Consider the following 12,971-nt stretch of genomic DNA (forward strand, 5'->3'; position numbering starts at 1 on the left):
TCTTTCTTTTAATTATTAAAAACAGGGATTACTATACCGACGTTATCTCCTGACAACCAAACTTTATCTCCGTCTATACGAACTACCTCCATCTCCATCCCTTCTTTGAGGAAAGAAACTCCTTGGAATGAGAATTCAGTCTTTATCTTTTGACCAACAGCCGTGGGCTTCCCGTCAAACTTCACATGAATGTATTTGCTTTGATCCGAATTTTGTAGGCGATAAGTCAACCGTTTAGGATTAATTGCAGCCTGAAGTTGTTCCTGCTCTGTAAAAGTACAAATTCCATCCAAACTATAAAACCCAACTTCGGTATATCCTGTTATATTCTTCTTATCAACCCCGTTTTCGGCATATTCCGTCTCCGCACAAGAGGTGAAAGCCAACAAACATACCAACACTACATATATTACTTTCATAAGCGAATAAATTTAAGATAATTACTTTCTAATAGTTGTCGACAATATTTCTACCGATCCATCCTTATAAGTCACTTCGGCGGTAAGTATTTGTCCGTTCAGGTTCTTATTCACTATATTGATTTCCTGTCCATCCAGCTTTACTTTATAAGATGAGACATCAGCCGGCAAATTTAATAGTTGTACTAACATATATTCATCCACTTGTTGATATTTCAACAAAGGAAACTTTCCTGTTACAGACTTGGTCTTAACATCATCCTTCCACAACACGGCATCATCCGATTTCAGCAATGCTACATGGTAGGCAGTTCCGGGAACAAGATTTTCAACCAATGTATAGTCATTCTCCGAATCAAGCGACCGACGTACTACCTCTGTTCCATTTTCATCTGTTACTGACAATATACCTGTTTTATCGGCTCCATTCCCCCAACGAATGAACAATTCCCGTTGCCCTCCGACAAGGCTGGAAACTGCCAATCCATCCCGGGCAGCGATGAAATCGGGATACAGCAATGGATTGGGATTGTAGAATCCGTCTGCATCCAGTCCTAAATAACGGGAAAAATAAATTCCTCCAAGTTCCCACATTTCAGTCTTCGCATCGTAAACAGCTCTCGCTCCACCGGGAACCACACTAAAACGTCCGGTAATGGCATACGTATCATATTTCTTGAACACCTCATAAAAAGTTTTATACCAATTCTTCGGATACCAGGAATAACTCTCAAAAAGGCTCTTGAACTCGGTTGCACTGACCGGTGTACCGGCGTTAGCTTTTTCGGCTATCAGATTAAGATATTCGTAAATTTTCATCCCGGCCGTATAACCATGCTTGGTTCCCCATTCTCCCAGTGCGTCGGCTACATGAGGATTTAAAGCACGTACCATAGAGAATTCCGTGCAAATCAGTTTCTTTGTTACACCATATTTATCGCGGATAATACGGAAATCATCTTCCGCCTGGTTGATTTTCAATGCGTGAACGTGCAAGTCGAGCCCTACAACATTAGGATTGTTATTAACCACAGAGACTACTGCAGGTACCGTTTCGCTCTTCGGCAACTCGGAAACACGGTTCAATGCTCCGGCATAAATATCAAATGTCCAGCCATTAGCCTGTTTCCAGGTAGTCAGCCGATTGGCAAACTCATTCAGAAATGCCCGATAATCTTCACCATCCGCATGACAGAGATCGGTATCCAATGCATTCTCCCATTCCGGCTCGTTACCCATGACAAGTATTTCAATATTCTTCGCCATATCATAGGTTTTCAGTAATATTTCCGTTGCCTGAAATATGTACTCCATCTCCTTAGTTCCTACTTTGGGAACCGTATCGGTATATAATTCAAAAGGTATTTTCAGACTCAAGATGAATTTCACACGGTCGCCCAACGCTTTCTTGGCCTGAATAAATTTCAATGTAGGAATATGTGTCCTGATGACATTTTCTTTCACACCAACAATCTTCCCGTTTTCATTCTGAAGAAACAGATTGGGGATATTGACAAATCCTCTCACCCAACTCACTTTCGACTGTTTCAACATCTCTATTTCCGTAATCGGGTAATCTATATTTTCATTATAGTTCGCCCCCAAATCCTGCGCCTTTGTTCCCATCGAACATAAGAACAGCAATACAAACATTAAAAAAGCTTTCATTTTCATATACATACTTCAAGGTTAATTGTCCGACATCGAACAGAACAAAGGTAAAGAAATAAATCCCGGTAGAATAGAACGATTGTTTTATCAACGGGATTTATGTTCAGAATAAACATTTGACCTTATTTTAATGGTTCTTCTTCTACTTCACTGCGATAATAACCGTCCACTTCAGCAAAGAAATTCTGCTTCAGGGAGTCCAGAAGTTCGAGCTGTTGTGCCGCCATATTCTGGTATTGAGTTCGGTCGGCTTTTACATTGAATAAACCGTATTCACCCAAGTTACCCAATTCATTTCCGGTCAGGTTGCGTTCGGAACCTTTATAAGGAGGCATCATAATCCAGTCGCCCGAACGATAAGCCATACGTCCTTGCGCTTCCAACACTACATCCTTGCGGGCAGTCTGCTCTTTTCCGAAGAAAGCATCCAGATAGTTCCGACTATCCAAACCTTCCGGCAAATCGGCATGTATCATCGACCCCAGAGAAGCAAGAATATCTACCTGGCAAACCAGTGCATCGGACACAACCGGCTGAATCTTTCCTTTCCAATAAACAAACAAAGGAATATGCGTACCACCGTCGAACAAACTATATTTACCTCCGCGCAGACCTCCTGCAGGAAGGTGATCGCCTGCCAATTCGGGAGCTCCGTCTTTGTAACCGTCATTCAGAACCGGCCCGTTATCACTGGAGAAGATAATCAGTGTCTTTTCCAACAATCCTTCTTTCTTCAAGTGGGCAAGCAGTTCGCCGACACACCAGTCTGCCTCAACGATGGCATCGCCACGAGGCCCCATCGTTGTTTTGCCCACAAATCGCTGGTGGGGAGCACGAGGTACGTGAGGTTCGTGTAAACCATAATACAGGAAGAAAGGAGCATCTTTGTGTTCAGTAACAAAGTTCTTTACCTTATCTACAAAATAGTCGGCCATATCCTCGTCTTTCCAACGGGCTTTCTGTCCGCCTTTCATATATCCGATACGAGGAATTCCGTTTACTATAGAGTTATTATGTCCGTGTGCCCACTGCATTTTCAGCATCTCCGGATGAGAGATGGCAGTCGGTTCGCCCTCAAAATTATGCTCGTAACTCACTTCGATAGGGTCGACCGGGTCGAGTCCTACTACATCACCGTTTTCCACGTAAACCGTCGGGACACGGTCGTTGGTTGCCGCAATCAGGCAAGAGTAGTCGAAACCGATTTCTTTGGCACCCGGTTTGACGGTTTCGTTCCAGTTGACATTGCCGTCTCCCATCCCCAAATGCCACTTTCCGATAGCTCCGGTCACATACCCGCACTGCTGCATCATCTTCGGCAAGGTAAACTGATTTTCATTAATGATAAGAGGAGCATCTCCCGGCAGGATTTTTGCATCCTTATTTTTCCACGGATACATTCCGGTCATCAAAGCGTAGCGGCTGGGAGTGGAAGTTGCCGAAGTGGCATATCCGTTCGTGAAACAAACTCCGCCATGAGCCAGACTGTCGATATTCGGAGTATGAATCGTAGTAGAGCCGTAAGCGCTGACATCACCAAATCCCAGATCATCGGCAAGAATCACAATCACATTCGGCTTTTCTTCTACGTGCTGTGAGGTACAACCTACTAAAGACAACGTAGGAACTAGATAGATTATCTTTTTCATAATATTATGTAGTTAATAACGATGCAAATTTAGCCACCACTTATTTATTTATGTAGAACAAATGTTTAATAATGGGGAGAAATGTCCATCCTGCAACTATTCTTATGAATCGGATGTAGCATATATATCAATCAAGAGCCTTATGTGAGTTTACAAACAGTAGACAAATTACTTCCATATTTCGATTGCAAAAGCATTTTTTTTCATAACTTTGTTCGCAATATCTTGGTTACCTCTCTTGCGGAATACAATTTAATGAGCCAAGATACCCGATAATATATGCAGACTCGACTACTACAACTGGCTATTTTACTCATCTGCCTGTCCGGATGCACCAATGAACATACCAATACTCCCGCATTTTATATATGGAAAAGCAAATTAAGCGTACAAGATGCGGATACTGCCTACCTGAATACACTCGGAGCCCAAAAAATATACGCCCGGATGTTTGATGTAGACAACAAAGGAAACGGGGCATTCCCTACGGCAGACTATTCGCCTTCGTTTTCTTTGGATAATCCCGGCTTTCAGCAAAAGATAGTCCCCGTTATATTTATCACCAACAAGGCAATCCGGCAATGCACTGCCGCTGATATAGAGAAGCTTGCCCGCAACTGTGCCGACCGGATAGACACCTTATACCGTTTGCATTTCAACAAGCTCCCGACCGAATATCAGTTCGACTGCGACTGGACGGAAAAGACAAAAGAAAACTATTTCAACTTCCTGAACCACATCCGCAAGCTAAGGAAAGGAGTCCCGATAAGCTGCACCATCCGCCTCCATCAGATCAAGTTCAAAGACAAAACCGGAATACCTCCCGTCGATAAGGGAACACTGATGTACTACGCTTCATCCGAACCTACGGATTTCGAGAATGAAAATACCATATTAAACAATAAAGACGCTGCTTCATACATCGAAAAGATCGGTTCCTATCCGCTGCATCTGGACATCGCACTGCCGCTCTACAGCTGGGGAATCGTGAGAAATCCGTTCGGACAGATTAAACTGATAAACGGAGTCCGCAAAGCTACCATCGACGCACGTCCCGACTATTACCAACCAACGAAAGACGGTATTTACTGCATACTCCAATCACACTATATAAACGGAGTATGGGTGAATAAAGACTACGAACTTAAAGTAGAAGAAGTCAGCCCGGAAACACTGCTCGAAGCGGCCAAACTCCTGCGCAAAAAACTACGAAAGGAAAACAGGGAAATCATTTTCTACCACCTGGACAAAGAGATTATCAAGCAATATTCTACCGAACAATTAATCAACATCATAAACACTTTCTCATGAAACATCTGAAACGCTTTATCGCCACACTTGCCATAACCGTACTCCCCTTCCACTCCTACGTCAACGGATGCGGAGGCGATTTTTACGATTATATGAACTACTATAACCTTTTCGACCAGCTTCTTCTCGAGAACAAAGGCCTGCAACCTTTCCTCCTGACAACGGATGATGCATTCTACGGAGAAGACATGAACCCGGACGGGAAACAACAGCAGCCCGACGAAAATATAAACGCATGGATGACATTTTTCAAGAAGAACAAAACCCTTCAGGACATGAATGAAGAGCAGTTCAAAGCATTGCTTTACACCGCTTCCTACCAGTCGTTGAAGCAACCTTCTTCCCCATACGTCACCGCCCTGAACAAGACAGATGCAGGAAAGCATACCCTTACCTACCTGCAATATGCGAAAGAACTGGAGCCATACGCCCAACTATCGAATAACGGCGACTGGTGGGAAATGAAACGCACCTCCTCCCCCTCTGAAGAAACATACACCCACTACAAAGACAAAGGACTGGAACTCTACCGGAACTGCCCATACGATGAACTGAAACTAAGGTACGGCTACCAACTCGTACGCCTGGCACACTATATGCGAAATAAGAACAACGAAGCTATCCGAATGTACAACCTATACGTGAAACCTCTCAAACAGGAACATTACATCTACTACGCCGCCCTCGAACAGACAGCCGGTGCCCTCTATAACATAGGTAAACTGGCAAATGCCAACTACCTCTACTCCCGTGTGTTCGACCATTCGGATAACAGGAAAAAAACAGCCTATACCAGCTTCAAAATACAAAACGAAATAGACTGGAACGAAGCAATGTCCTGGTGTAAAGACAATCGGGAGAAAGCAGCCATGTATGCACTCCGGGGTTATAATACGTTCTCCAATGAACTGGAAGAAGTGGAAAACATCCTGAATATATATCCTGAATCACCCTATATCAAGCTGCTCGCCATCCGCTATATCAACAAGATGGAAAGGGATATTCTGACGCGCTACAGTCATTCGGATGCCACCGACGACACAAGTTCATTCATGCAACCTTCCGGAAAAGTACTTGCAGAATATGAGCGTGCACAGCAGATAATCAAAGCGGTAATGAATCACCCCAAAGTGGGCGACAAAGACTTTTGGGCTCTCTACCATGCACATATGTCTTTCCTCTGCAAAGATTACCGACAGGCAGCCACATTCATCGACTCCCTCCAGACCACGAAGCCCGAATTGCTGAAACAAAAAAGCCGTACCCAATTCAGTCTTTACCTGGCACAACTGAAGTTTATCGGTGAAGATGAAGAAAAAAACATCCGGCAATACCTGCAAACAAGCCATGCCGATGAGGACTTTATCAACGAAATTGTCGGTCATCTTTATAAAATGCAGAAAGACTACGGCAAAGCATTCCTTACCCACAACCGCATAGAGAACCTGCGGCAGAATCCGGACCCGGATATTATCAATTCGCTTCTGGCAAATGCCGGGAAAGAGAATGACCAGACGCTATTGACCCAGCTTTACGAACTGAAAGGAACTTATTACCTACGCATGAATAACTTTGCAGAAGCAGCCAAATGGTTTGCCAAAGTTCCGGAATCCTATAGCCTCACTCACTATAAATACGATTATGAAACAGAGAAATATATCCCTGCGGGTATCTCCTCGGATGATTTCAACGGCTATTCGGAAATCTCCCCGTTGATATTCAGCAATGGATTCAAGAGACTATTCAGCGTTCCTGCCGCTTCGCAACTAACGGACGTGATGTACGAACAGTATCCCTATCTGAACAAAGAACACAATAAGGCTACATTGACCGCTGCCCTGATGCAACTGGAAAAGGAAAGCCAGATGATGACGGAAAAAGGCGCACGGGCTGCCTATATGCTGGCCAACTATTATTATAACATATCTCCTACCGGTTATTACAGAAATATTCCTGCATACTTCACAGACAACTCCTACTATTGGTCTGCATACGTCTCATACGGCACAACAGGCCCAAACTCCATTCCTGATTACAGCAAAGAGTATAATTACAGAGACTTCACCCAGGAATATATGATAGTCGATAATATGGAGAACGCCCTCGCTCTGTATGAACAAGCTGCCACCTACTTCACCGACCGCGAATATAAAGCACGCGCACTGTTCATGGCCTCTTCCTGTACAATGGATCTTTATGCCCAAAACTGGTGGAGTAACTGGAACAATATCCTTAATTCTGATTTCAGCAGGTCGGATGACGAAAAGAAAGTGGACAGCTATTTCCGCCAATTGAAAAAATCATATAGCGACACACAGTTCTTCAAGGAGGCCGTACACGAATGTAAGTATTTCGAATATTATGTAAAGACTGAACTCTAATTCCCCAATCATCATCACTATAAAATGAAAACAGCAGTATTTAAAACAAAAATGAGAGCTCTCGTCTTCTTACTGGCAGGACTGGCTTTATCCTCTTCCTTATCCGCCCAAGATATTTCGGGAACTTGGCATGGAAAACTTTCCCTTCCCACCGGTTCGCTGACTATTGTATTCCACATCAGTCAAACGGAACAAGGCGCTTATGTGACCACACTGGACAGTCCCGACCAGGGAGCCAACGGTATCAAGACACAGACCACTTCTTTCAATGATTCTACTTTAATTATCCAGATACCTATGATTCATGCTTCGTACAAAGGAAAGCTGAACAGTGATAACACAATCAACGGAACATTTACGCAAGGGATGCCCCTTCCGTTGAATTTGAAAAAGGGAGAAGCCAGCCGCCCCAAACGTCCGCAGGAGCCTCAACCGCCTTTCCCTTACAGAAGTGAAGAAGTCACCGTGAGGAATGAACGGGATGGAATTAACCTTGCCGGAACATTGACTCTTCCCGAAAAAGGAACTAAATTTCCGGCAGTAGTAATGGTGACGGGAAGCGGTGCGCAGAACCGGGATGAAGAAATCATGGGACATAAACCTTTCTTTGTCATCGCCGATTATCTGACCCGAAATGGAATTGCTGTGCTTAGATGTGATGACAGGGGCACTGCCGCTTCACAAGGTACTCACGCAACAGCTACCAATGAGGATTTTGCCACAGATACGGAAGCAATAGTGAATTACCTGCGCAGCAGAAAAGAAATAAATGCAAAGAAAATCGGAATTATCGGACATAGCGCAGGCGGAATCATTGCATTCATCGTCGCTGCCAAAGACCCTTCCATTGCATTTGTCGTTTCATTGGCAGGAGCCGGCGTGAGAGGCGACAGTCTGATGCTGAAGCAGGTAGAGTTAATCTCTAAATCCCAGGGAATGCCGGATGCCGTCTGGCAAGGGATGAAGCCTTCAATACGGAACAGATATGCCATACTGCAACAAACAGACAAAACTCCCGAAGAGTTGCAGAAAGAACTGTATGCAGACGTTACAAAAACAATGTCTCCCGAACAATTGAAAGACCTGAATACCATCCAGCAACTATCCGCACAAATCAGTTCGATGACTTCTCCGTGGTATCTTCATTTTATGAGATATGACCCGGCCCAGGATTTGAAGAAACTAAAATGTCCGGTTCTGGCTCTGAACGGAGAAAAGGATATTCAAGTGGATGCCACCATGAATCTTGCTGCCATCCAGGAAAGAATCACCGGAAATGGAAACAAAAATGTAACAGTCAAAGCCTATCCGAACTTAAATCACCTGTTTCAGACTTGCAAAAAAGGAACATTGGCCGAATACGGGCAGTTGGAAGAAACAATCAATCCGGAAGTCTTGAAAGATATCATTGAATGGATAAGGAAACAATAAGTCTCTTATTGACTAAAGGAATAAAATATTAATTTTTAATTGAAAGAGAAATGAGCACTCAAACAAATGATTTAAAGGAAATTATAAAGAAATGGATTATCAATATTGATAAAACAGAAGAACTACCTTCCGATATTGTGGCTTTGAGCTTCAATCTTTATGAACCATATGGTTTAGAATTGGTTGGAGCTACTTGGTTTGATGAAGAAGACGAAGATTGGGCATGTGATGAAGATTTTGAACCTACTCAACGGAGTTGTCCTGATTTTAAAATTTCAGATGATCTAGAATGGGAAGAAGTATTAGAGATTGTCACAGCTACTCTTAAAGCTCTAATCAAAGAACTTCCTGATTTAAGACTTTTCAAAGTCGAACATATAGCAGTTGGATTTGTGGATGGAGATCTGATAATTCTAAAATGATCCTTATTGATTATATACTTTTCAGGAAATATTTCTGAAACTCATATTTACTTTCTTTCCAATTCTTGCAAATATTTGCAAGAATTGGAAAGAAAGTAAATAGCTACAATTTACATATACTACATAAATCCCTCGTCATCAGTTTACACCAACATTGTCTAAATTGATTTAAATCAAAATCCATCTCATCGAACTCACCCTGAAAGATTTTGTTTTACCTTTACAGCCAAAACAAATAAGCGGCAAATAATAGCAAGGTAGTAAGGTAACAGGTATTAAGGTAAAGTTTTGTATGAAGAAGAGTCTTATTGCATTGGCGTTCGGCACACTGGGATTAGGTATTGCCGAATTTGTAATGATGGGAATTTTGCCCGATGTGGCAAAAGATTTAGGTATTAGTATTCCTACCGCAGGGCATTTCATTTCTGCTTATGCATTAGGCGTCTGTGTCGGTGCACCTGTATTGACATTGGCTCGCAAATATCCGCTAAAACATATTCTGTTAGTATTAGTTACCTTAATTATGATAGGTAATATCTGTGCGGCTATGGCTCCCAATTACTGGGTATTGCTCGCTGCCCGCTTTATTTCCGGTTTGCCTCATGGTGCATACTTCGGAGTAGGCTCTATTGTTGCAGAGAAACTGGCCGACAAGGGTAAAGGTTCGGAAGCCGTCTCCATCATGATTGCAGGAATGACCATTGCCAATCTGTTTGGCGTACCTTTGGGCACTTCCTTAAGTACCATGCTTTCCTGGCGTGCCACTTTCCTGCTGGTTGGTATCTGGGGAATTGTTATCCTATATTATATCTGGCGATGGGTTCCGCATGTAGAGGGTCTGAAGGATACCGGCTTTAAAGGACAATTCCGCTTTCTTAAAACTCCGGCTCCGTGGTTGATTCTTGGCGCTACGGCACTAGGTAATGGCGGTGTATTCTGCTGGTATAGCTACATCAATCCGATGCTTACCAATGTGTCCGGCTTCTCCGCAGAAAGCATTACGCCCTTAATGATCCTTGCCGGCTTCGGTATGGTGATGGGAAACCTGATTAGTGGACGTCTCTCCGACCGCTACACCCCCGGAAAAGTAGGAACTGCCGCTCAAGCACTTATCTGTATTATGTTATTGCTCATCTTCTTCCTTTCTCCCTATAAATGGGCAGCAGCCCTGTTGATGTGCCTTTGTACGGCAGGACTGTTCGCAGTATCCAGTCCGGAGCAGATATTAATTATCCGCGTATCAAAGGGAGGAGAAATGCTGGGAGCAGCCTGCGTGCAGGTTGCATTCAATCTCGGAAATGCCATCGGTGCTTATGCAGGCGGACTGGCTGTTAATGGTGGCTACCGTTATCCGGCTCTGGCGGGTGTACCATTTGCTCTAATTGGATTTACTTTATTCCTGATTTTCTATAAGAAATACCAAGCAAAATACTAAAGAGAATATTACTTGATTGAAAATATTGCCATACAAAGGAACTATTGGAATATATTCATTACATTTGCGCACATTCATTATAAATGATATTACATTGTCTAAACAAACAAGTATTCTAATAGAAAAACGATTATGGCCTCAAATTCTGAATCACCCAAACACAATAAAATAGAAAGTAAGCAACTCGGTTATGGCTTCACTTTTGTATTAATCGGGCTACTCGCATTAGTAACTGGAATTATTATACTTTCGATAGAAGTAATAATTGGTGCCATAGTTGGAATTATTATTGGTTTCATAATAATGTCTACAAGCAAAATAACAATAACCCCCAATAATACTTTGGAAAAGCAGCCCATACAAACAACCGCTACATTCAATGGAATCGATCAACCTTATTTTAATATTGTTCAAGACTGTAAGATAAACTATTTCTGTTTATTCAGAAACTAAACGATAATCCACGTCTAAAAGAAGAGGTTGACAATGCGATACATTTCCATTCTACCGGCAACCCCGCTGAAATACCATTTCCAGACTTGATTAATATGTTGATAACCGCAGATTTATTAAAGGTTTATCAGCAACTAGGTTATCGATTTGGAATAGATAGAAAGGAGAGCTTTGCCATCATCTATCTGTTTGCCCGCATATATGGCTTACAGAAAATCACATTCTCTAAATTGCCTGTTGCCTATGACCGTATTTCTAATAGTATTGCCGATTACCTCCCTCTCATTGAAAAAATAAATGCGGACAATATCAAATCGGACACTTTATTCATATTAGGTGCAATCATCAACAATATGGATAATGAAATAGGAAAACAATACCATTTACTTTTATATCGTTATGCATCTATTATTGCCAAAGCAGATGGAACCATTACAACAAAAGAAACCGATTTCCTGAAAAGCATCATGTCTCCCTGGAATAATGAAATCAGTAAAAGTGAGCTAGAATCTAATACGGCTACATACGTCAGCACACCCGAAAAGCAAGGAGGAATGGAGCAGCTAACTCAGTTGACCGGACTTGAACTAGTAAAAAATGATGTGGCTACATTAGTCAATTTTATCAAAATTCAGAAGGTACGTGCATCAAAAGGAATGAAAGCCCCCTCACTTTCATATCATTGTGTATTTATAGGGAATCCTGGAACAGGAAAGACTACCGTTGCACGAATTTTAGCCTGCATTTATAAAGAACTAGGTATCTTGGAGAAAGGACATTTAGTTGAAACCGATCGATCTGGCCTGGTCGCAGAATATGTAGGACAAACCGCTGTCAAAACAAATAAAATCATAGACTCTGCCATGGGTGGAATACTGTTTATTGATGAAGCTTATTCTTTGGTTACAAATTCAAGCAATGATTATGGAAAAGAAGCAATAGCAACACTGCTAAAACGAATGGAAGATGACAGAGAACGCCTGGTTGTTATTCTTGCCGGTTACACGCAAGAGATGAAAGAATTCATAGACTCAAATCCCGGACTACAATCGCGCTTCAACCGCTACATTGAGTTTAAGGATTACTCAGCAGAAGAACTATTACAGATATACCTTGGTAATCTGAAAAAGTATGAATATGTAATCACTGATGGAGCCATAGAGAAAATGAAACGGGTGATTAATAAAGCTATTATCAATAAAGACCACAATTTTGGAAATGCCCGTTGGGTTCGCAACATTTTTGAAAAAACATTGGAAATTCAAGCGAACCGTTTAGCGACGGACGGAAACATATCAAATGAATCGTTGACTACTATTACAGAGGATGATATAATTGAAAACGATTGAAACTTTTCACTAAGCCCAAAAATCGAAAGCGGGCATTTGATTCTTTATCGCATAAAAGAATCACCCTAATATAAATTTATTTTCAGTCGGCTTATAACAAAGCAAAACAGCTGACGCAATAGATATCGGAAGAAATGAACCAGCCCTATTTCTTTTTCTTTTGATACCGCAAAGGTATTATATCACAAGGGATTGAAATGACGTACTTTGTCCCAGATTAGCTTACTTTGTCTTACTTTCATCTAAAATGTATTTACTTTCATCTAGAATGATTTTACTTATGCACCGGACGATTTATCGTATATTTGGGATACGATAAGCATCTCAATGAACCATGAGCCTCTTGATAGCAAGTGCTGATTAGCTATAATGAAATCGGGATTAGCTATAATGAAATTGAGATTAGCTATAATGAAAATAAAAGCAGCTATAATGGGATTCTGTGCTATA

Annotated in this window: 9 protein-coding genes; 6 read left to right on the plus strand and 3 right to left on the minus strand. The window is 42.0% G+C overall.

Going from position 1 to position 12,971, the window contains the following annotated elements:
• Positions 1-8 precede the first annotated feature (8 nt).
• From DW862_RS20405 to DW862_RS20415, 3 genes are all read right to left on the minus strand, one after another.
• On the minus strand, positions 9-419 hold the full coding sequence (locus DW862_RS20405; RefSeq protein WP_074556622.1) for a hypothetical protein: 411 nt from the start codon (positions 417-419) through the stop codon (positions 9-11).
• Positions 420-440: 21 nt separating this feature from the next.
• Positions 441-2,099 (minus strand): hypothetical protein, encoded by a 1,659-nt coding sequence (locus tag DW862_RS20410; RefSeq protein ID WP_120070124.1) that lies wholly within the window; start codon positions 2,097-2,099, stop codon positions 441-443.
• Between the two features lie 113 nt (positions 2,100-2,212).
• On the minus strand, positions 2,213-3,739 hold the full coding sequence (locus DW862_RS20415) for a sulfatase-like hydrolase/transferase (protein ID WP_120070128.1): 1,527 nt from the start codon (positions 3,737-3,739) through the stop codon (positions 2,213-2,215).
• 279 nt (positions 3,740-4,018) lie between these two features.
• Between DW862_RS20415 and DW862_RS20420 the strand changes: the two genes are divergently transcribed.
• The 6 genes from DW862_RS20420 to DW862_RS20450 all read left to right on the plus strand — a co-directional run bounded on the left by DW862_RS20420 (position 4,019) and on the right by DW862_RS20450 (position 12,521).
• A complete protein-coding gene (locus DW862_RS20420) occupies positions 4,019-5,050 on the plus strand; it encodes a hypothetical protein (RefSeq protein ID WP_120070131.1) in 1,032 nt (343 codons plus the stop codon).
• Entirely contained in the window at positions 5,047-7,431 is a 2,385-nt protein-coding gene (locus DW862_RS20425) for a hypothetical protein (RefSeq protein WP_120070134.1), read from the plus strand. Before DW862_RS20420 ends, DW862_RS20425 begins: the two co-directional genes overlap by 4 nt.
• A gap of 24 nt (positions 7,432-7,455) precedes the next feature.
• Entirely contained in the window at positions 7,456-8,862 is a 1,407-nt protein-coding gene (locus DW862_RS20430; protein WP_120070138.1) for a S9 family peptidase, read from the plus strand.
• A 50-nt stretch (positions 8,863-8,912) separates the two neighbouring features.
• The gene (locus DW862_RS20435) at positions 8,913-9,284 is read left to right on the plus strand and encodes a hypothetical protein (RefSeq protein WP_074908681.1); all 372 of its coding nucleotides are present in this window, start codon (positions 8,913-8,915) and stop codon (positions 9,282-9,284) included.
• Between the two features lie 292 nt (positions 9,285-9,576).
• Positions 9,577-10,719: an MFS transporter AraJ gene (araJ, locus tag DW862_RS20440; RefSeq protein WP_074908684.1), complete on the plus strand. Its 1,143-nt coding sequence runs from the start codon at positions 9,577-9,579 to the stop codon at positions 10,717-10,719.
• A gap of 548 nt (positions 10,720-11,267) precedes the next feature.
• A complete protein-coding gene (locus DW862_RS20450) occupies positions 11,268-12,521 on the plus strand; it encodes an AAA family ATPase (protein WP_207895172.1) in 1,254 nt (417 codons plus the stop codon).
• Positions 12,522-12,971: the final 450 nt, after the last annotated feature.

Origin of the sequence: Bacteroides sp. AM37-9 (genome assembly GCF_003603455.1) — a bacterium.
GTDB classification, from domain to species: domain Bacteria; phylum Bacteroidota; class Bacteroidia; order Bacteroidales; family Bacteroidaceae; genus Bacteroides; species Bacteroides xylanisolvens.